Annotated in this window: 25 protein-coding genes and 1 pseudogene; 2 read left to right on the plus strand and 24 right to left on the minus strand. The window is 51.5% G+C overall.

The window, feature by feature from the left end; genetic code table 11:
* From A6U95_RS18085 to A6U95_RS18135, 10 genes are all read right to left on the minus strand, one after another.
* On the minus strand, positions 1 to 435 hold a 435-nt coding region (locus A6U95_RS18085), incomplete at its 3' end, for a type 4 pilus major pilin (RefSeq protein WP_065685482.1).
* A 36-nt stretch (positions 436 to 471) separates the two neighbouring features.
* A complete protein-coding gene (locus A6U95_RS18090) occupies positions 472 to 1587 on the minus strand; it encodes a type II secretion system F family protein (protein WP_083196411.1) in 1116 nt (371 codons plus the stop codon).
* Positions 1584 to 3074 carry an ATPase, T2SS/T4P/T4SS family gene (locus A6U95_RS18095; protein ID WP_065685463.1) on the minus strand — a complete coding sequence of 497 codons (1491 nt, stop codon included), beginning with the start codon at positions 3072 to 3074 and terminating at the stop codon, positions 1584 to 1586. Before A6U95_RS18095 ends, A6U95_RS18090 begins: the two co-directional genes overlap by 4 nt.
* A 5-nt stretch (positions 3075 to 3079) precedes the next feature.
* Positions 3080 to 3664, minus strand: coding sequence for a type IV pilus biogenesis protein PilP (gene pilP / locus A6U95_RS18100; protein ID WP_065685464.1), 585 nt, complete (start codon positions 3662 to 3664; stop codon positions 3080 to 3082).
* Complete coding sequence (gene pilO2 / locus A6U95_RS18105; protein WP_065685465.1) at positions 3651 to 4955, minus strand: type 4b pilus protein PilO2; 1305 nt, start codon at positions 4953 to 4955, stop codon at positions 3651 to 3653. The genes pilP and pilO2 overlap by 14 nt, the downstream gene beginning before the upstream one ends.
* Positions 4956 to 4958: 3 nt before the next feature.
* Complete coding sequence (locus A6U95_RS18110; RefSeq protein WP_065685466.1) at positions 4959 to 6590, minus strand: PilN family type IVB pilus formation outer membrane protein; 1632 nt, start codon at positions 6588 to 6590, stop codon at positions 4959 to 4961.
* Between the two features lie 94 nt (positions 6591 to 6684).
* Entirely contained in the window at positions 6685 to 7050 is a 366-nt protein-coding gene (locus A6U95_RS18115; RefSeq protein ID WP_065685467.1) for a hypothetical protein, read from the minus strand.
* 437 nt (positions 7051 to 7487) lie between these two features.
* Positions 7488 to 7982, minus strand: coding sequence for a hypothetical protein (locus A6U95_RS18125; RefSeq protein WP_065685469.1), 495 nt, complete (start codon positions 7980 to 7982; stop codon positions 7488 to 7490).
* Positions 7983 to 8033: 51 nt separating this feature from the next.
* Complete coding sequence (pilM, locus tag A6U95_RS18130) at positions 8034 to 8459, minus strand: type IV pilus biogenesis protein PilM (protein ID WP_139102400.1); 426 nt, start codon at positions 8457 to 8459, stop codon at positions 8034 to 8036.
* A gap of 96 nt (positions 8460 to 8555) precedes the next feature.
* Positions 8556 to 9344, minus strand: coding sequence for a hypothetical protein (locus A6U95_RS18135; protein ID WP_065685471.1), 789 nt, complete (start codon positions 9342 to 9344; stop codon positions 8556 to 8558).
* A 33-nt stretch (positions 9345 to 9377) separates the two neighbouring features.
* On the opposite strand from A6U95_RS18135, the gene A6U95_RS18140 reads away from it, so the two are divergent.
* Positions 9378 to 9860 (plus strand): hypothetical protein, encoded by a 483-nt coding sequence (locus tag A6U95_RS18140; protein ID WP_065685472.1) that lies wholly within the window; start codon positions 9378 to 9380, stop codon positions 9858 to 9860.
* Positions 9861 to 9896: 36 nt separating this feature from the next.
* Here A6U95_RS18140 and A6U95_RS18145 read toward each other — a convergent pair whose 3' ends face one another.
* From A6U95_RS18145 to mobA, 6 genes are all read right to left on the minus strand, one after another.
* Positions 9897 to 10934, minus strand: a complete 1038-nt coding sequence (locus A6U95_RS18145; protein WP_065685473.1) for a toxin co-regulated pilus biosynthesis Q family protein — start codon at positions 10932 to 10934, stop codon at positions 9897 to 9899.
* A gap of 78 nt (positions 10935 to 11012) precedes the next feature.
* Positions 11013 to 11288, minus strand: coding sequence for a hypothetical protein (locus tag A6U95_RS30750; protein ID WP_139102401.1), 276 nt, complete (start codon positions 11286 to 11288; stop codon positions 11013 to 11015).
* Between the two features lie 447 nt (positions 11289 to 11735).
* The gene (locus A6U95_RS18150; RefSeq protein ID WP_065685474.1) at positions 11736 to 11936 is read right to left on the minus strand and encodes a TraY domain-containing protein; all 201 of its coding nucleotides are present in this window, start codon (positions 11934 to 11936) and stop codon (positions 11736 to 11738) included.
* A gap of 274 nt (positions 11937 to 12210) precedes the next feature.
* Positions 12211 to 12525: a hypothetical protein gene (locus A6U95_RS18155; RefSeq protein WP_065685475.1), complete on the minus strand. Its 315-nt coding sequence runs from the start codon at positions 12523 to 12525 to the stop codon at positions 12211 to 12213.
* A 134-nt stretch (positions 12526 to 12659) separates the two neighbouring features.
* Positions 12660 to 14615 carry a TraI/MobA(P) family conjugative relaxase gene (traI, locus tag A6U95_RS18160; RefSeq protein ID WP_065685476.1) on the minus strand — a complete coding sequence of 652 codons (1956 nt, stop codon included), beginning with the start codon at positions 14613 to 14615 and terminating at the stop codon, positions 12660 to 12662.
* 7 nt (positions 14616 to 14622) lie between these two features.
* Positions 14623 to 14955, minus strand: coding sequence for a plasmid mobilization protein MobA (gene mobA, locus A6U95_RS18165; protein ID WP_048795513.1), 333 nt, complete (start codon positions 14953 to 14955; stop codon positions 14623 to 14625).
* Positions 14956 to 15197: 242 nt separating this feature from the next.
* On the opposite strand from mobA, the gene A6U95_RS18170 reads away from it, so the two are divergent.
* Entirely contained in the window at positions 15198 to 15500 is a 303-nt protein-coding gene (locus A6U95_RS18170; protein ID WP_037376624.1) for a hypothetical protein, read from the plus strand.
* A 30-nt stretch (positions 15501 to 15530) separates the two neighbouring features.
* Here A6U95_RS18170 and A6U95_RS18175 read toward each other — a convergent pair.
* The 8 genes and pseudogenes from A6U95_RS18175 to psiB form a co-directional block, all read right to left on the minus strand.
* Positions 15531 to 15920 (minus strand): annotated as a pseudogene (locus A6U95_RS18175) (LPD29 domain-containing protein); the annotation flags it as partial.
* Positions 15921 to 15938: 18 nt separating this feature from the next.
* Positions 15939 to 16202: a hypothetical protein gene (locus tag A6U95_RS18180; protein WP_065685478.1), complete on the minus strand. Its 264-nt coding sequence runs from the start codon at positions 16200 to 16202 to the stop codon at positions 15939 to 15941.
* Positions 16192 to 16659, minus strand: a complete 468-nt coding sequence (locus tag A6U95_RS30755; protein WP_139102403.1) for a protein TraE — start codon at positions 16657 to 16659, stop codon at positions 16192 to 16194. The genes A6U95_RS18180 and A6U95_RS30755 overlap by 11 nt, the downstream gene beginning before the upstream one ends.
* Positions 16660 to 17539: 880 nt before the next feature.
* Positions 17540 to 18385 carry a DUF4942 domain-containing protein gene (locus A6U95_RS18185; protein ID WP_065685484.1) on the minus strand — a complete coding sequence of 282 codons (846 nt, stop codon included), beginning with the start codon at positions 18383 to 18385 and terminating at the stop codon, positions 17540 to 17542.
* A gap of 95 nt (positions 18386 to 18480) precedes the next feature.
* Positions 18481 to 18741, minus strand: coding sequence for a hypothetical protein (locus tag A6U95_RS18190; protein WP_139102404.1), 261 nt, complete (start codon positions 18739 to 18741; stop codon positions 18481 to 18483).
* Between the two features lie 87 nt (positions 18742 to 18828).
* Positions 18829 to 19122, minus strand: a complete 294-nt coding sequence (locus A6U95_RS18195; protein WP_065685479.1) for a hypothetical protein — start codon at positions 19120 to 19122, stop codon at positions 18829 to 18831.
* A 583-nt stretch (positions 19123 to 19705) separates the two neighbouring features.
* Positions 19706 to 20431: a plasmid SOS inhibition protein A gene (locus A6U95_RS18200; protein ID WP_065685480.1), complete on the minus strand. Its 726-nt coding sequence runs from the start codon at positions 20429 to 20431 to the stop codon at positions 19706 to 19708.
* Complete coding sequence (gene psiB / locus A6U95_RS18205) at positions 20428 to 20751, minus strand: conjugation system SOS inhibitor PsiB (RefSeq protein WP_256388591.1); 324 nt, start codon at positions 20749 to 20751, stop codon at positions 20428 to 20430. Before psiB ends, A6U95_RS18200 begins: the two co-directional genes overlap by 4 nt.
* Positions 20752 to 20764: the final 13 nt, after the last annotated feature.

Here is a 20764-nt window from a genome sequence, read left to right on the forward strand (position 1 = left end):
CAGGGTAATGCAGGCTTCCTGTGGAACCGCCGCGTAGGTCAGTGAGAACGTACTTTTCTGACCACCGGCAGTGGCAACAGGTTGCACGGTGACAGCCCCACCCCACAGATTTTGCAACTTGGCGCTGCCGGAGGATTTGGTGCCAACAACCGTCATATTAGCCGGTGCACCACCGAATTGGATCAGCGCACCGGTCATGGCATCTGCAGCAGCAAAATTATAGATACCGGACGTTTTCAACATGGTGCGCGTATTGGTCATCAGCTCCGCTGCGTTACTGTACTCTGTGCTGGCGTCGTTACGGTTAAACAAACTGCCCCCCTGGGTAATGGCGATAGCCAATACAGCAAGGACAAGAACAAAATAGATGACCGCTTCAAGCAGGGTAATTGCCCCACGGTTGATAGCCGAGTGAGGAGTGTGTGTCAGTTCCATTATTATTTCCTTCAGGTTTTGTGGAGAGTGGGTGGCTTAACGTGTGCCCACGAGGTCGTTGAGGTTTTGTGTGGCCAGGAGGATCAGAAGCATGTAGCCAGCGTTGGTGCCCAATGCGATGTAAGAAAGCAAAGACGCCGTCCGCTTGATCCGGGCTACGGTTTGCACAAGCCAGGCCCGTGCAAAATTTTCAATAATCATTTCAGCGTTATCGCCATCAGTCAGCAGGACCAGTTTGTCGATAGCGCGTGGAGAGGGAAATCCGTAGCCGGCATTGCGTAATGCCAACCCCAGGTGGTCACCTTGCCTAACCTGACGCTGGGTGGCGGCCAATCGTTCATACAACCAGGGCGGCGCATAGCGACTCAACATCTCGATGGCGTCTTCCGTCTTCACCTGAGCACGCATCAGCGCACTGAAATTCAGCAGGAAGCCCACGCCAAGCACGTCGCGATACACGCTCCAGGGCAATAAACGGTCCAAAACATGCTGTCGTATTTTCCCAATCAGATTTGGCATCGACCAGATAACGAACCCAATCAACAGGATCACCAGCCCACTGAGAATAATTGCATGATTGACAAAGAACTCTGAGATGGCGCTGAGCCACCACAGCCCCCCAGTCCAGTTTTCTCGGGAAGATAATGACTCCAGACGAGGAAGAAAGTAGACAGTCACCATCTTCATCATGGCGAACGTGGTTGCCATCAGCAGCATCGGGTAAGCCAGTGTGGAAACCAGTGCTGATTTCATATCCGACATACCCTGAACCACGGTGATCGCCCGATATAAGGCGGCAGCCAGGTTACCGTCCTGAACACCGGAGCTGAGGATGGCGGCTTCCTGTCGGGGTATCCAGGGCGCCAATCCCTGATCGACTGATCTGCCCTGACGCAATGCACTGAGCATATCCTCCAGACAATAGACCACCGGGGGGCGCTTGTTCCCGTAGCTCCCTATCATTGAATTGATGGCTTTTTCTACTTTAAGGTTATTGTCGAGCAGGAAAGCCAGGTCTTCGTAGAGCGTCAGGCGGTCGGCCGTAGAGAAGGTTTTTTGCGCCAACCAACGGCCTACCCCCTCATTCATTTTTTCCGATGACGGCATATTGCCCCGCAATGCCGTCAGACGTTCGCGCAAGCGGGAAATCATGATATGACCTCCGGGGGTAGCAAGGTCAGACTGTCCTCGTCAAGCGGACTGATGTAATCCGCATCAATCGGGTCGACCAGCCCGGCATTGAGATAACGCAACAGGTGCTGCCCGCGAGTAATGCCGCCCAGCACGTTCACCCAATAACTGCGCGCGGCCAGCTTGCCCTCATGGCGAAACAGCTCCATGAATCTGGCGTCGGGACGAATGACTTCAGCAATGACACGTCGACCAGTCACGCCCTTATAACAGTGCTTGCATCCCTCCGGATGGCGAAAGGCCAATGTCTCCACGCGGCAAAAGCGCTCAAGTAATGCTTTTTTCTCTTCTTCCAGACCGTCACTGACGTCACACCAGCTTTTCTTGCAGTGCGGACACAGCAGTTGCACCAGTCGTTGAGCGATTAAACCGATCATGACTTGAGGATCGGCCACCTGTCCCATCGGGATGCCCAACGTGTCTGTCAGACGGTCAAGAATGCCGACAGCATCATTCGCATGCAGCGTGGTTTCCACCAGGTGGCCGGACTTGGCCGCCGTCAGTGCAGATTTAACCGAGTTGGCATCACGAATTTCGCCGACGACCATGGCATCGGGGTCTAACCGTAAAGCAGCAGAAATAGACCTAACCCAGGCACGACTAACGGCATCCGGATCGTTTTTATCGGCGATGATGGGGGTCTGAACTGCCCCCAGAATCAACCCCTCTGGCGGATCTTCCAGCGTCATCAAGCGTTTGCGGTGACCGGTAAAAGACAGGTACATCTCGCTGAATGTACGCAGGGAGGTACTTTTCCCGGAGCCGGTCGGCCCGGAGAGGATAATGACGCCTTCAGGCCGCGCCAGCATGCGACGAATGAGCGTTTGCTGTTCCGGTAGAAATCCCAGTTCGTCCAGCGTGGGTGGGGCCTTTCCTTCATCAGGCAAAATACGCATCACCACATACAACCCAAATTCTGCCGGCGTGTGCGCATAACGTGCGCCGAAGAGCTTAAGGCCCTGCAGGAACTCTTTGCGCACCCGCCCATCTTGAGCGCGATTGGGATTAAAGCTTTTCTCGGCCACATCGCACATGGACATCACAATCGTCGACGCCAGCGTCATTCCTTCGGCGCGATCCAGCTGCGTCACCGTTTCGAGGTCGCCGTGCACACGAAATTGCACCACTGTCACATTATTCATCCCGATCAGCAGATGAATATCACTGGCGCCTTTCTTCTTGGCTTCCCTAAAAAACCCGATGATTTTCGCCTGTTGAGCGGAATAATCGTTAGCCTCGGGGTTGTCGGTTACCTGGCTTTGTTGCAACTCTTTCAGCTTGTCGAGCTGAACCCGCTTAACCTGCAGTCTGGGGTATTTCTTATACGCGCCGGCAATCTCTGACGTGACGGCCAGACTGTTATTGTGCGCGTCAGACACATACAGCGTTGGGGCGTCAGAATTGGCCAGGTCTAAATGGATATAGGTTGAACCACGTTTCTCATACATATCGGTTACCCCGCAAAGGAAAGAGACACCAGCGTTTGGTTCTTCCCGGCGACAACGACCTCATTGAGATTGATCCGTTTAACGACATATTCCGTACCCGGAATGCGATTCCCTGACTGCACCGTGACCTGGTTGCCGTTGCTGAGAGCCAGCACGGCCGTAAACCCCTTGCCGGTACCGGTGATCTCCACGATTTGTGGCGGAACAGCATCTTGAGCCGCCCCCTTGATCTCAGCCTTATTGTCCTGAGAAGGCGGTGCCGGATTGAAAGGCTGATCCAGGGCACGGTCGTAACCGTTCTTTTGCAGTTCATTCAACGCCTTTGCCCTGGCAAGCTGAGCCTCATACAGCACCGTCTCAGCCTGTATGGCTTCCAGTTGGCCCAGATTTAACGCCCGCCCAGCCTCTGTGCGGGTGAACGTGGTTGGCAGGGGAATATCTGCTGACGTTGGCGGCTTCACCGATTTTTCAGTCGAAGGTGTAGCAGGGGGGGCCGCCGGTATGTCAGCGACAGGCGCGGCGAATACACCGGGTGCAGTCAGCACCAGGCACAACGCCCAGGGTGTTACCCCGGATTTAACGGTTGGCATACAGAAGTCCCTCAATGGTGTATTCCAGACGGTTGTTCTTGAGCGTCGTCGTGATACTGGACGCCCTTATCCCGCTGCTGTTAAAGCGCGTTGGCGCAAACAACCTATCGGGCGGAATGTCGGTAATGAACGTAAAGCTGTAGGTGCGCCACGGCAGGCTTTGTACGTCGCCCTGTGTTAACTGCGTGCTCGCATCCATTTCGCTAAGGCGCAATCGGGCGTTGATACGCTGGGCATAGCTGGTCAGATGCTGGATTTGCTGGCTGCCAGGGAGCAGCGCTTCGGGGTGTTCAGGAGGAGAAAGTGATACCGGTAACGCAAACGAAGCGTCATCCGCGCTGCCGGGAATATTGAACACCGGTTGAATATCTGAGCCATAGAGAACGGGTAACCGCAAAGCAAAGTCCCCCACGGTGCCCCCGTTCGGCAAGGTGTAGTGCAGCGTTATCTTGCCGTGAGCATCACACGTCGCCGTATTGAATACCCAGCCGGCAATAGAGATCTGCGCGTCTTTCCACACGCTACTGCAGGCGCTGAGCATTGGCGGGAATCGCGGTTGCGTTGCCCAGGGCTTCAGGTTGTCTGCCGGAGCCTGTTGCTCCAATTGTTGTCTGGCCATCAGCGCCGCCTGAGCAGCGGCAATACGCGCCTCTTCCTGATGCGTCTGCCATGTCGAATAGCCGGTATACCCTACGCCCAACGCCACCACCGCAATACCCCACAGCCACAGCATCTGCGGATTATGGGTTTTACTCAGACGGCCACGTCGCAAACCGACCTTATTGTCGGTCAGTGTCGAGAGCGCCTTCTCTTCGGTGCCTTGTTCGGGAAAGAAACCGCTCGGGGCATATATTGTCCAACCCGCCGGCGGTTCGGAGGTGATCTGCAGAAAATTAGACACCGCTGTTCGTATGGCCGCGTCATCACCCACGATATCGCCGAACGGAGACAACATGCCGTCGTTGACAGCCACAAACCAGTATTGGCCATCCGGTAACGGGAAAACACCGTAACAGGCCTCTGGTAATGCCGGCAGGACGGCTAACGCCATCGATGCCAATGTATGACGCCCCCCTTTTCGTCGTGTTTTGTCCGTGAGGGTGACGGTGCCAAGCAAAGTGCCTTGCGCCTGGCCATCGCCGGTAGGTAACGCCGCCCAATGCGTGGCATGCGCTTCTTTAGCCCGTAGGCGCATGCTACGGCGCCCACGTAGCGGCAGATACTGCCAGTGCAATCCGGCAACCAGCCAGGCACTCCCATTCTGCAACGTATAGGTAGTCTGTTGTTTCATGGCTTATCCCAAAATGACCGGAGTGATAAGAATGACCAGCATGGTTTTGTTGTTTTCACCGTTGGCACCGCCCCCGAGTCCAAAGAAACGGAAACTGCCGACACCCTGGCGGTTGGCGGTATTATTAAGAGACTGATAACCACTGAGCACCAACGTCTGTCCAGACTGCATAATGACGCGCTGTGTAAAGGTCTTGAGGCGCGTTTTCATGAGTTCAACTGAGGTGTTGTCACTGGTGAACGTGCGCATGGTCGGGTCATCCGACATATTGATTGCAAACTGCAGCTGCATTTTTGGCGACTGGGGCATCAGGAACGGCAGCACCGTCATATTGAAGCCCGTCGTGATGGTCGATTTGGTGATGCTGCTCGATGAGCCGACGTTAGCCGTGTTCTCCGTGGTCACGTTGGAGGCATAGTCCTGCTGCAGCGCAACCTGGATCGGCACCGCTGACAGGTTAGTCGTCATGCTTGAGGCTTCTGTCATCACGCTGACGTTCGCCTGCTCGGACAAGGCTTTGATAAAGGCCTTGGTGCCTGCCCCTTTACCATCCAGTATGGAAATACCGCCATTCAGGGCATCGGACGAAACCCCGGTGAACGCATTGGTCAGAGACAACCCGACGCTGCCACTGTTAAATACGGCGTTCCAGTCAATGCCGTACTGATCCTGAGTACGTTTTTCTACGCTGTAGACCTGTACGTTGAGCACCACCTGCCGGTTGAGCTCTTTATTACGGTCATCCAAATAGCGTCCTATCTGCTCAAGCACGCGCGGCGTATCCGTAACCGTCAATACACCGGCGGACAAATTCATGCGCCCGGTGCCCGGCGTCAACATCGACTTAATGGTATTGGTGACGTCCTCGTACAGGCTTGATTTGATTTCCATCTCTGTCGCCTGCGAGGTATTGGAGTCGCCACTGAGGCCACCGCCGCTGCTGTCGCCCGTAGCCCCCATCGATGAGGTGGTGCCACTCACGGTTTTTGAGCCAAAGCTCGCCTTACTGTCCATAAACATGACCGGGAACGTCCGGGTGTCGAGATAGAAAATGGCGATCCGGCCTTGCTCATAACGCCATGACAATCCCAGGCGAGTGGTGACATTATCGAGCAAACCGCCCAACTCCCCCTGCCAGAACACGCCCCTGAGTGAAGTACCACCGGTAACGGCCGGTGCAGCTCGGGCGGGTGAGCCACCCAACGCAGCCAAAGGCACCATCCCATTCGGATCTGGCGCCGGAACGGGGCCACTGAGTTGCTCAGTTTTGCCCCCTGTCGGCGCCAATATGGCCTGCGCATCGGGTGTCACCACCACCGGCAACCGGCAACGTTTACTGATAAAGGCGCTCACTTCCGCCAGCGTGATACTCCCAGGCCGATTGATGGCCACAGCACAAGGAGGCAATAAGCTATTGCCGCCTGGCTGGGTATTTAACGGGTAAGGGTTGATCCATTGAGAGGTCAGATCACGTACCACAGAACCCTTTTTAAGGGCATTCAGATGCTTATCTGCCTGTTTTTCGTCTTGCGAGACCGTGTTGTCGATCTTGTCGATGCGCTCAAGCGGCGCACAGCCGGAAAGCAGCAAACACAATGTTGCCGCCAGCCCGGTTAAGGGGAGGTGTTTTTTCATAGAAAGCCTTGATATGATTATGGAAACTTAAGTGCGTGACGTTTTTCACTGAGGTTGGTGTTATTCGCTTGCCGGGTCTTGCCTCTGACAATGGCTATATAGAGGTGCAGAGCTGAAATGCCAGTGCGGCTAAAATGACCAATAGCACCATGATGAACAATGCCTGGCGTAGGAGCAGGTGGTTAACGTGTTCTTTCAACCTGTGAAGGCTGGCCGCATGCCTGAGCCCCTGGGGCAGGTTACCCGCACGTTCCCCGGATGTAATCAATTGACACTCATCTGCTGAGGAAAAACGGCGTAGCACGGCGCCAAGAGATATTCTCTGGCCGTCGTCGTGCTCTTTGAGGCGTTTCGCATCATTGAACGTCAGGGCTAGAACCGATGCCTGGGGGCGGTGAGGTGATTCGAGTTTTTTTGCTAGCGCGTTATAAAAGTCTGATATCGTATGGCTGCCTTTCATAAGGAGACTCCTTTCGTTTTTTTAGGCATGGGTGTTAGGTTGGTCTGGGTTGTTTCTATTTTGAAATGATTAATTCAGATGTTTAGTGTTATGGAGAATTTTTATGTCAAGAAACAATGATGGTGAGTTAAGGCGTGAAATTAAAGTTTTATCAGAAAAACACCTTATAAATGCGGGCCGATTTATAAGGACTGTAATTTCAATTTGCATTATCTCTCTGGTTATTAGCCTGTTATGGAATTTTTTCCTCCCTCAAGTCAACGCACCGATAATGACGTCGCTCGATAGCTATGTGTTAGGCGTTAAAGCAACATGGCTGCTCATGGTGATAACATTACTTGCTGTGTATATTTTATTCTCACTCTCTAGCTTTGTGGTTTTTTATATTAAATGTCGAAAGATACGAAGTGACTTCGTGAAGAAGACACTTTCTGAGTTCAAAAGAAAATAAGCAAAACAATAAGAATGAAAACAATGAACCACAGGACTATGCGCCATGATAATTCACGGAAGATGATGTCCAAGACCGTATGGGGGATATCCTCCAACTCCAATCGGCAGTAATGGATAGTGGTTGCCAGTGCCGCCAACATCTGTGTGCTGGCCCCCGCACGGCGGGCTTTGACCTTCTCTCTCAGTGCGATGTGTATCAGGTATTCCAGTTCGCGGCGAGTCTTCAGGTCTCCCATTTCGTCATAGTGAGAGGCCAGCAGGGTATCTATTGCGGACAACAATCTTGAGGGCTGGGGCAAGGATAATGCAGCGACACGTGCCCGCAAGACCCGAAGACGCAGTACCTGTTCCTCCTCCTCGATATATTCCAACGCGAGAGCATCGACCTCGTCGTTCAAATCGTTAAGGGTGCGCCCTCCCGATGACGCCGGGCGGTATTTTCTTCCACATCGCGTGATAATGGGTACGGTTGAATTCATCAAAAGGCTCCGGTTGGAGGTGAGTATTGTTGGTCATTGGCGATAAGGGGGTTAATTGAGGTACACCAGACTGCCGTCAGAGATGCTGTCCGGTACATTAACCTGCATGTCATTGCCAAAGCTGTCGATCAGACGTCTTCCGGCGACCTTTCCAACCAACGCTGAATGCCGGCTTTGTGCCAACAACGCGGCCATCAACCCTGGTTGATCCGGCTGGTAGACATACACACGGTCAGCTTGCAGCACATTGTGTAATTCAGGTAGGGATGACCAGCCGAAGGCGCTGTCGGGGATCACACCGTCTTTTTGCGAAGGGTTGTTATAGCGCCAGTCATTGATGTCATTGATGTAACGAACGGTTTGAATCGCGCGCTGACTCAGCGTGCTGTCCTGCAGCTGCGCACCTGTTTGATCATGGGGTGATATGTTGACCCATACCAGGAGCCCCAGAAACACCGAGAGTAACCAGTAAATCATCGAAGAACTCCCCAGATCACACAGGCCCAGATCACCGAGCAGAATATCCACACGGCAAGATTTGCTCTTCCGCGATAACTCATCGGAATGCCTCCCCTATACTGGGAAAAACTCATGTAAGCTACCGTCCGCCATGTTTATCTTCGGAACCAAGCAATGGGGAGATAGACCGCGGTACTCGGCAAGATCATGTAATACTCTGAATAGGAACTGATACAACATCATCATTTCGCCATTCATGGTGTCATTGACGCCTGGCGCGAGAAAAACCGCTTGGCGGGGATTGGCACAAATTGATGAAAGTGAAAATCCCGAGCGGGTGAATAGCATGGCGACACCAGGGTTTTTGAAAATGTGAAGCCTTTTTTTCAACACATTTTCCGCCGCCAGCCAGGCCTCTTCGGTTACCTGTTGCGAAACCAGATAACTAAGATGTGAGTTTTCCTGGTAAGCACAGTGCCAGAAAAAAATGAGGTTCCGAATAGAGCACGACGCCAGCCAATTGCACATTTCTGCAAAATCACGAAACCAGGTAGTTTCAATGGCGAACAGAAGCACATGCATCGTGATTTCGTGGGCCAATTTTTCTCCGTCACCGTCTGACGGGATAAGTGCATCCGCCACGAGCTGTGCTGACAAGGGAAATTCCCCCTGTGTTTGTTTCAGCTCAGCCAATAAATCCCAGCCATACTGAGTGCGTTGGCCTGGTGCTCCGAGGTGACTCGGTTGCAACAAACAAGAGGTTACCCCCAAGAACTCAAGATTTTTTTTGCAGCTGTTCCCTACCCCACAGAATGGATCGAGAACAAGCAAAGGATATTTTACGTCCTGTAACGCAGCCTGTAGATTGCTGGTTTCGCCATGTATGTAGTACGTTAGCTTCATACCTGTGACTCCAAAGAAGGAAAATAAGAATTGATGTTTTTGACTACAGATAACCTTGAATCATGGTTGTTTCATGAAGTAAAACGCCGTTTCGATAATTTGAACTTCTTCGGTTGTCCTGAAATGGACGTCGTTCAGGAACAACGAATGGTTCATTACTCGCGTACAGGTCAATGGCCAGATTTTTCAAGTAAGTCGTTCCATTGGACTTCTCATATCGCCACAACAGTCGGGAATGCTTACGAAAATACAGGTGCAGCATTGCCCTACACCGATATTTTTCTTCTTAAGCTCGGTTTTTCCAATGCGTGGAACCTAACAGATGTCGGACGAGGAAAAGTGAGCCCAGTAAGTAGTATTAATTTCACCGGGATTGCTGGCGTTGAATTTGCTTTGGACCTTAATGAAAAATGGCTTTCAACGCATAATGTTACATTGCCATTAAGCACTGACTACATCGGACACATAAAACTGAGTGTTAACGAAAGTAACGAGTTTATAAAACGACTTGATTAACTTGGAACCCGCGTCCTTAAACCAACAAAATGGTTATCAGTGGATCTCTTTGTCATCCACCGAAATCACACACTGAGCATGGCGAATGCCGGCATACAATGGCACTTTCGCCGTACCGTACAGGGTAAATAGGCTATTCAACGCATCACGGAAACTCCCTTCAAATTGGAGCGGCGCATCGATACGGTAATTTGCTGATGTCAGCCAGGCGACCGTCCAATTGGCCACGTCTGGAGTAGAGCACTTCTCAGCGGCGGCCCAACTGAATAGGGTATCTTTCAACGTGCTACCCGCCTCGATCCGCCAGACTTTCGGCTTAATAATTGTCTTAGGTAACGTCAGCGATGCGGTGGTTTTAACCGCTGCGGCTGGGGCTTGTACCGATTTTTTTCCACCAAATGGATTACGGCCAGAACTCACAGTTCCCTGCTTATCCGTCATAGCTGGAGCCGTAGATGTTGATACCGCTATTTTGTTTGGCGGCTGGACGGTTACAGCACCCGGGGCAAACTCAGCAGATTTTGCCGCGACGGAAATCCGTTGTGCCTGCCAATCGATCAATGCCACCTTGCCCTGCTGCTGCAGCACTTCATCCAGTACAAACGGCCACTGATCGTTACCACGCCATTGCAGCGATATTCGTGCATCAGGTTTAAGTTCTTGAGAGAAAGAAACTTGCCATCCAGCAGGAGCAATCTGACGTATTGCTTGTCGAAGCGTCGTAGCTTTCCCCGCTCTTGCAAGCGCCAAACTGACCGGGCGTTCTCCGAGATAGCGGATGGCCTGTAAAGTAGGCACCGGCTGACCTGCCAATGCCTTGGGCTGAATAGTATCTGGCAGGCGATGCGACGGTGTAGTAGTCGCTGGCACTGACTCACGAGCTGCCGGAGCAGGTTTCAAACGAATTCGGCTAGCCTGAGCCAGATCTGCTTGAGCCCTCTGGATAATCGGTACTTGCTCCTGGATCAACGACGTCACAAATTCTTGTGCCGGAACGCGCGGCGGTGCAGGGGTGCTGATAGCACACCCACTTAACACCACCGGCGCCAGGGCAACGGGGAGGAATATTTTCAATAGAGTCACCTCAATTACGCAGTGGGATAGATAGGTGAAAAAGTCAGACGACAAGCTGAATAACAATGAAAGGGGTTATCACTCGGCAGCCTTGCGACAAAGAATGTCTGAACACGCGACTGCGCGTTCACAGGGTCTAGAGCGGGAAATTTTGGGGGAGGCTTTTATTTCTGGGGATGACGGCCTGTGCTTTTTCTTTACCTGCACTTTTGTTTCACCTAAATAAAATAATTTGTCGCGCCTAACTCGCTTACGCTTTCTATTTACTTTACTTATATCAGGTTCAACAAGTGTCAATAGCTCTGAAAAATTACATACATATTTTTTCGGTGCGTTTAATTTCCCTTTTGCCATCAACATCTCCTTATCTGAATATCAACAACAGTTCGGGCAAGCCCACTCGTTCGAATGGACTTGCACAAATCTCTTTTGCGTCAGCATCCCTGCTCTGCCAGTGTTGCCTGTTCGCGCCCAGTCCCTCTCGGGTGGTGCTAATCTTCTCTAGAGGCAGATCGTACCTATAGATACATTGCATTTTTGCATAAGGGTCTAAACAGTTACAGAATGCTGTCCGACTTTCCAAAAGTGTTAAATAGCGGACGCCACCCCGTATAAATAAGGCCACAGGCACCCCACCCCAACGGGTGAATTATTATTTTCGTGGGAATAACTCACGGGCTAATACCCAAAAATCGCTAGATTCCAGGTAAAAGAAAGCCCTACGGATTAACGCAATGTCTTTTTATTATTACTTAAACAAACTAGAAATAGAGTTCCCTGGTGTTGGATCTCTATGTAATGCTACTTGCTTTCATCGGAAAGAAAACGGCGGCCAGGCACGGCAATATCTGTCACTGTTTTTAGATGATCAGCTAATCGTATTGTTGCCTCTTTAACCTTACTGCGACCTGACCGCTTTGCGGCCTGAGTAAGCAACCGGTTAACATCAGGAGTCATTTCAATGACGGTCTGAGCAGATTTCCACTGAGCCTTATCTATCATTTATTCTAATTTCCTACTTCTTCAAAATAATTATGACGAGAGTAATCCTTTATCATAAAAGGAGAAACCCCCTTTAAAAGGGGGTTGACAAAAGTCAAAAAACAATAGCCACATAGAGCCACTTCAATAACTGCCTGAGCTATTTCCCATACGCTTTTATTGAACATGGCTCATAAATCCCTACATATCAACGATGCTTATGAGGATAATAAGTGAATTTATTAGTTTGACAAGGTGCCTATTTTAGGCACCTTGTCAAAGCTAGGTCTGTGTGTTAGGCAGGATTAGTGGGGCATGTAGACGTTTGGGAGTCGAGTTTATCAAGCAGCCGTTCTATTGCCGTCGCTTGGTTAATTTTAATCCTGACATCAATAGCGGTCGACATAACTGACACTGATGAGACGTTCATATTTTGACAAGTTGCCGCTAGCGTTTTCTTCACCGCACTTTCAGATATACCTCGTAGTAGTGCAATTTCCGATACGGAGCAGCCTTGCGCACGCAAGATACCAATAGATGCCTGATTTAGAGTTAATTCAGGAAAATACTTGTGTAGCGGTTGGAAATGGATAGGATCGATCGCAGCCATTTACAGCCTCCTTACTAGGTTGTGGTGGTTAGCTGGTTGTACAGGCCTTCAACCCTGTGCAATCAGCGCCTAACGCAATGATTTACATTAATTATCTCTCTTTACTTTCCATTTACTGCCTGTTGAAGCTCTGTTTAAGGACGTGGTCCCCAATACGAATCCACTGTTGGAGCATCATCCTCGCGATCGTCAGCTTGTTGTGCTGCGGCAGGGTCGTCATAACCCATCTCAGGTCGAACATGGCGATGCTCCAGAACCTCAGAGCGACCACGCTGCCAACTATCTGTTGGCCGGAACACCTCTTTTTCCTGCTGGTAATTCAGGCGGCATCCTTCGATCAGCACGCGGTCAACGAAATCGTCATCACCCACAATCTCCACACGCTCGCCACTTTTGGCACCGGCAATCTCTGCAGCCAGGTGGTAATTCGCCGTATCGTCGTAATCCTCAAACCCGGGCTTAATCTCAACCTGGTCGCCACGATCTACCACACCGACAACCCCATCCCGCAGATATTCAACTGTACCATTCCGGTGTAGGCGGGTTGCATGGGTAGACCGTTCAAGCAACGGTGAATCGTCAGCGGCGCCAAACACCAATACGCTGTCTTTATGTTTATTCGGTGCAGAAGTCCTGGCTTTTCGTTTCTCACGATAAGCCCATCCTCGCAGCTGGCTAACTGCGGCAACATCACCCGTTAAGGCTTCGCGTTCCACCCAGGAACGATAAGACAATGGACGATATTGCCCAGATTCAAACAGGGTCTTACGTTCCTCTCGGATCTGAATCCGCAACTCAGCCGTCGCCTTCATGCGCTCGAACTCGGCCACACGATACATCAGCTTGCGCAACAGTGGATCGGGATAGCTGTCGCGAACATTACCTTTCATAGCCTGATAGTGTGCGGCAATTTCCTGATGACGCATCTTCACGTTCAAGTCTGGCTTGACCCATTCTCCGCGATACTGTTGGTAACGCAATTTGAGATCATCTCGTGCAGCAGCACGCTCTTCTCGACGCTCTTTTCTGGCATCACGATCGCGCACATGGAATTCAGGTTGGTAGCGGTTATATATCGCATAGCCGCCCTCTTCCGGGTCACCAGAGTCGAAAGAAGGAGGGCCTTCAAACGGACCAAAATAAGGTTCAAGTCTGGATTTTGCCAATGTAGGGTGAACATCAGATGCCTTGACCATCATGGTGTCAGGTCGTTCCAGATCGTATATAACCAACCCGCCCGACTGTTCACGCAACCCCAGACCATTTGCATGCATCAAGAGGTGAAAATAATTCCAGCTGGCCGTCTTGTTTTTAATGGCATCAGTTATCTGGGTGCGTGTCTGACGAACAGCATAATGATACAGACTTTCCTTATCAGAAAAGATCTCCCGCTTGGCGGCACCTTGTGGAGCACTCTGAAAACACCAGGGTGCGCGCTGCAATGTATTATTATCCCCCCACACCCAACTGCCATTGTCTTGTTTGAAACCAAAACGCTTCTCCAGGACACGGCAACACTGTTGCAGCGTATCGGCATCATTCCACATATTAGCTGCACGGTACGTTTCCGGGTTTACACGATTAACCGCAATATGGCAGTGAACATTGTCAGTATCCCGGTGGATAGCGGTAACAAACTGGTGCTGTTCCATACCCAGTTTTTCCAGGCAATGACGTGCACTATCGAACACCTGATCCGGTGTTGGCTCCTCATCCGCTTGCCAGGATAAAATGAAGTGATAGACGGGGTCTTTGCAGTGACGATTTTGTGCAGCAACCATATTCATTTCCGCTGCTGCCGTCTCCAGTGAGAAACAATTAGTTTCGCACTCAACACCACCAACAATGACTTGCTCTCGCCCATCAGGAAAGCTCTCGATGAACTGCATAGGTGAAAACTCATCGCGCCGCTCAACATAATCAACCAGGCGGTCAAAAACGGCTTGGTTGGAGCGGGAAGTGGACTTTTCAATTTTGTCTGGCGTGATAACGTCATCAGGCTTTTTCTCATCCCGTAGACTCAGGTAGCCAACCAGCTTCATAAAGCTGGTACCGCCGTCTCGTCTTTTGGGTGGGATGATAACGTTCATAGTGCCCTTATTCGTTTGCCGGTATGAGATTCAAATCCAGTGCAATGATGGCCTTTTTCACCTCAACCAACACGTCTGAAAACTGCTTACTCAGTTCCTGAGTCATTTGTTCCTGCATCTGAGTGTAGAGATGCTTTTGTAAGCCACCCAGGCGAAGAAGTTCGTTCATCAACCGTGTATCGGTACGGGTCATGATCTTCCTGTTAAGCGCGGAACGGCGCAGTAGTTCGGAGGTACTAATCCCTGCCGCCTTGGCCTTGCCTTTGATGGCGTCCGCCTCTTCCTCGGTGCATCGAATTTGGATGATGATCCCTTTCTGACGCGACTCGCTTTTCGACATAACTCAACCTCTAACACTCAACTGGGGTGTCGGGGCGTAGCCCTGACCAGGTGTTTTGCATTATCGACTGCGTGCAGGCGGTAATGACAAAACATTTCCTGTCCGTCATTTTACTACGTCTATCCTTCGGCATGCGAGCTATTTTTCGCCTGATTGGGCGTCAGTGAGGGGGCGGGCTTGGCCTGTCATGAGTGTTATGGTTTAATGTGCCTATATGGCATCGATGAAAATCAGAGGACGACATGGCAGGAACAAAATTTTATACCCAGGAGCAACTAGAAGAAGCAAAGCTAGCTCTTGAATGCTTACCTGATTTGACTCCAAACAAAATCAGTAGAGCAGAACTCTTAGACTCACTAAAAGAAAGCATCATCACCCTGGCTCAATCAAAAGGCTATACGGCCGCAGAAATCAAATCTGCATTGCAGGCTGTAGACATATCAGTAAGTGAAAAGGCAATATCGGATGTCATTCGTGCATCAAAGTTTCCAGCAAAAAAACGGGGTAAAAGCACCGTTAAGCAGGAAGCTAAGCAAGCACAATGAAAATGGCGGGGATCCCCGCCATATTGATGGTTAAAGTGATTTAAGCTTTAATCTGATTTCACTTTGCAAGTTATAGTTAAAAAGTGAACCCAAGTTAACGTTGAACAACTTTCCCTTTTTGTAGGAATCCACATCAGCCCATACAGGAACCTCATCACCAAAAGTTTCCCGACATTCAGTGAGTGCTTTCTCGATCAACTCATCACTGTAATGTCTGTCTAACGTAACGTAATTTACACCACCGTAAACAGCATTGAATGGACTTTCACTGTACTCGTAAACATCTTCCATGCTGTTGAAATATCCGCTCTTGAATTTACTTGTAATCTCTTCAACTTGTTCACTACGTGGACCATCTTCCCATCGTACTGACACAGAGTTATAACTCGTTTTTTTGACCGAAAATTTCACCGTGGGGAAGTGCTTATTAAGTAGTAATCATATGTTCGATGATACCACTACGGCCACACTGGCATTGTTGCTATCAATCATCTTAAGATGAGAGAGTTCAGGCAGCATTTTTAGTCTTTTAACTTCAAAACTGAAGGCATCTTGAATATCATTTTTTTCTTGCTTTTCCCTCGATTTGGCACTCTCTGACAACGATTTTCCATGAATGCCAATAATAACGCCTCGGCCATAACCGTAAAGATGGGTGTTAACATTTTGAGCAATAACCAGAGGTTTCTTTTCAATTTCCATAATGTAACTCCGTGATCAATAGCGGGGCCATTGCCCCGAAAAGTATTAAAAAATGGGGGCCAACGTACCGTTTTGACGGCTGCATGATCTCATCATAAATCGCACCATCAGCCGTCACGAACACGACACATTCAGTATCAAGACAACGCCAGTATCTTGAACTCAATGGCACAAACCGGTAATGGGTTGAGCTCAAAGCGACAACCTGTACAGGTTCTTTTTCGGTCACTGAATAAATATCGTAATGAACATTCTTGCAATGCTGCCCAAATCGAAAGGCCGCATCCCATTCACTGCTGGCATGACATATGTAGTTGCAGTTTCCTTGCATAACCCCATCGCTTGATGGAGCGTAAAAACGAACAACAAAACGCCCAAGTCGGCAAGTTTCAAAGTCATTGAGATCACATCTTTCGGAAGATTTTGGAGCAGCGGTGTTGACGTTTTGTGTGTTCATTCTGGTTTTCCTCTTGTCGGTGGTAAATCCATCTCTCGGTGAGTTCCGTCGCAGCAAAGGGCACAGGAGCAACGGCGAACGGCGCAATACCAGGGCGACGACGAAAAGTTTTTTGACCGGAGGAAAGAATAGTTTTTGGCGGCGGCGTAGCGATACCCTGGTATTGCGTTGGGTGACGGTGCTATCCCCTGCCCTCTGCGCCGGTACTTTCCGAGTGATGGTCAATGGCTGTAACGTGAGAATGAACACACCCGGCACGCCGGAACGGCGGGACGTCTCTGACGGTGGCGCCGTTGGTGCCACCAGTGAAAGCGGCGCCGGCATCTGCCGGCAGCTAGCGCTTGCTGTTGATCTTGGCTCTCAGACCCTAGCCGGCAGGCCCGAAACCGAAGGGTTCGGCGAGACTTGTCTGCCGTGTGCGGCTGACTAGTCGAGTAGGGGTGATGGTCGGGCGCAGGCGACCGGCCACCGCAGGGAGCGCCAGCCCGTTGGGGTGTTTTTCAAACCTGGTGGAAAGAAAAATAGGCGTCAAATAAGGGAAAAAACCAAATGACGACATTGAACTGATGGGCAAAAGACAGGACTGAATCAGACGAAGCAGGCAGGGGTCGGCCGTGGCGCAGCCACAGCGGCTTTTACCGCCCTGCCGATTTATGACCGTTTGTGCTCCAACAGACTGGTACAGTGCTGGCCAGTTGGCACACGCCTGTCATGATAGTGTGAAATGTGACAAAATGGCACATTACCATCATTTTCAAGATAATGGATTATATCGCCACGTCTCCCCATACTGTCTATAACGCCCTCCTGCTGGGGCAAAGTAGCGTGATCGGTCATATTTTCCAGGCAGGATTTCCCTGCCTGGCGTTAACTCACCCTGTTACAGGCGGGGTGGCAACATGCCGGGGAACTGGCGCGCCACGATATCATTGATTTCATTGACCAGATCGGGCCGCTTAAACACGATATGTCCCGTCCCTTTGGCAAAACCCTTGACGGTAAAATATTCAAGATCGCAAAGCTCACTGATTTTATTACCCGTACGGAAAAAATCAGCGTACTTTTGCCCCTCCCCCGCCCGGAAGTCCGGCACGGTTTTCCCATCCAGCAGATAGAACGGACGAGCCAGATCGTCCAGCAGTTGCTGCCCTTCCCATGTGAAACTGGAATGACCGTTACGCCATGTGTTGAGAAAGCGCTCCACGATGATTTTTTTCCCAAGGCGGCAAGGGCTGTTGCTTTTATAATCCCATGACAAGCTGCGGAAAACGTCGATCACTCCTTGCTCAAAGGTCGCTGCCTTATCTGCATTCAACTGCTTGAACGTCGCCAACACCGTATCAAGCGTGACCTCCGGGCAGTCCTTGCTGTTCAGTTGGCGATCCCATTCATCCCGTTGTTTGCTACTCATCAGCGTGTACATGCCGGTATCACTCAGCAGTCGATCCCATACTTTCCTGTCGATCAGTTTGGCAACCGCATCACCGTATTTTTCCGGTTTTCCCCGCCAGTCCAACGCAAGTTTGACCACGTCGCTGAACCCACACAGATAGTCCTTGTTGGCTGCCTCTGCAAGCTGTTTAGCGGCAGCATGGATCTGCGCCATTCCCTCCATGAATTGCGCAATGCCGCCGTTGCGCTGCGCAATAATGCGGTCAATAGACACAGAAGGAATGATTTCTCCCCCCAGGGAAGGATTAACGGTGATATCAGCGATCACGCCCATGTCCTCGTACGTCTGCTCTACGGTTGAAAATGTCATGTATTTCTCCTTGTCGAATCGGGGAAAACTGCCGCCCGGAAGGTCGGCAGTCAGTGTTATCAGGCGTAGGCCCGTTTCAGTTCCAACGTGCGCAATACCTGCCCCAGCTCGCTGCCTCGCATGGCCGGAATGCGTACCGGCTGGCGTTTACGCTGGCATTTGGCTATATGTCGACCCAATGCACGCAGTTCAGGCTGAACCGCAGCAGCTTCTAGGCTATCCCGCAGGATCCGGGTTTGCTTTTTTGGCGACGCGTTATTTGCCGCCAACTGCTTTACATACAAGGCGGTTGATGTGATGATTGAACCTTCGATAGTCATAGTTTTTACTCCAATCGATTATTGAAAGCCGGGCTAGCTTTCCTAGGGGTAGACCGGCACGAGAGAGCAGCGGAAACGCTGCTTTTTTCATTTACGGGCTTGCGCTTCCCGACTCAATGCCTCCTGTTGATCACGATGGATCACGGCAGATTGCTGTTGTGCAACCGCCAGTAAAACGGCCTCAATGGCCGAGGCCAGTGCATAAGTATTGGGGTAAAGGCTACCGCGCGGCAGGCGGCGATTTGTTACTTCATTCAGGACATACAGACATTCCTTCAATAGAACTGGCATATCTTTCTGACAAATAACGGACAGACTCTCCCCACATCTTTCCGAGGGCTCCTGAGCGGCGGTTTTGACGTTGACGTTCTGTGTGTTCATTCTTCTCTCCTGCCTGGTGGTTAATTCATCTCTCGTCGGGACCTTTCGCGGCAAAGGGCAAGGGAGCAACGACGAACGGGGGAGCGCAAGGGCGCCGCTGGCGGCGTGCATTTCACCCTTGCGCTCACGCGGGCGGCGGTGCTACAAGCAGCCCTCCGCGCAAGGGGTCGCACGAGAGATGGCCACCGACATCGAGAGAGAATGAACACACCCGACACGGCGAAAGCCGGGGCGCCCTTGGCGTGTGTCGCCCTGGTGACACACAGTGAAAGCGGCAGCAGCCGGCTGCAAGCGCAGATATCGCGTGACGGATGGAAGCCCGAAAGGGGGGAGACGGCACAGCTGGCTCCCTGCGCAGCACGACAGCCGGCCCCGTCAGGGGCTCGCCCGAACACCCTGCCAGCAAGGGTTATCCGCCAGCGAAAACATGAGCAGTCAGCAGTGAATGAAGGCCAACACCTTCAGGCTTCAACACCACTGACGGGGCTGTATTATGTCCAGGCAAACATAACAACAAGTGATGTCAATTTGCAGGCGACAAAAATACCGCAGTGGCGAAGCCACCGCAGTGTGTTGTCCGGTTTTAACGGCGTGCCAGGCGATTGGGGATGCGGGAGCGGTTATCCTCCCGGACAGCAGCAGGCAGACCGGCACTGAGCAGACTCACCTGTAACGTTGCTTCCCAAAATGGCATGGCTGCCCAGCTGTAGCGATCCAGTTCTGCCAAGCAGGGAAAGCGTGCTGTCCACGCAAGAACCCGCTCACTCAAGTCAGTCTCAGCGATGCCCTGCTGCTGACCACGTCTCAACCAGCTATCCAGCTCCCCCGGCGTGATGAAAGCCAGCTCGATTTCAGCTTGCGCCAACCGCACCTGATACCGTCGGCGCTTGTGCTGACGGATCTCTTTATCATGACGTTCCTGCCGGACATGCTTCATCGCCAGCCGGTGTTCAAACCGCTGACGGCGACGGCGATCCACCGCCGGGAAAAGCGTATCACGCACATCACCGGGCAATGGGAAGTAACACTGCTCTCCCCGGCTGGCGATCAGAGTATCAAGTGCATCCAGATAGTCATCCATGCGCGTGGAGCGACGACGATCGCCGGGACGATAGGTAATGTCGATCATGCGTATATCCTTGGCTGAAAGGGTGACGCGTCCGGTCAGTTGTCGGAAAAAGGCGTGGGCATACGGGTACGCAGCCAGTCGCCTGCCCGTCTCACGGCGTGCTTCCACCTGAGCAATGGCAAGCCAGACCGCCTGCCGATACGGGTGCCACGGCACCAGAGCCAAATGGGTCGGGATCACAGGCAATGTCCTCCCATCCGCAGTGCAACGGCCAGTTCCTCCGGTCCCCAGAACCCCTGCCCGTAATACACGGCAACCGTAGTCAGCACGCGATTAACAATCGCCGGAGTATAGGTATCGTCCAGGTACAACCACGCCAGGGACTGACCGTCGTCAAAGGGAAGTATCATCGACCATCCCGGAACGTCAGCTCCCGCGCTGCACAGATACAAGGCCGTGACCTCATCGCCTACCGGGCTTATTCGACACACGACCGGCACCCGCCCGCAAAATTCACAGCCTTCTTCAGCGTTGACCCGCCAGCCTTCCGGCACTGTCAACTGACTCAGTACG

The sequence above is a fragment of the Serratia sp. 14-2641 genome (assembly GCF_001692375.1).
In the GTDB taxonomy this organism is placed as follows: Bacteria; Pseudomonadota; Gammaproteobacteria; order Enterobacterales; family Enterobacteriaceae; genus Chania; species Chania fonticola_C.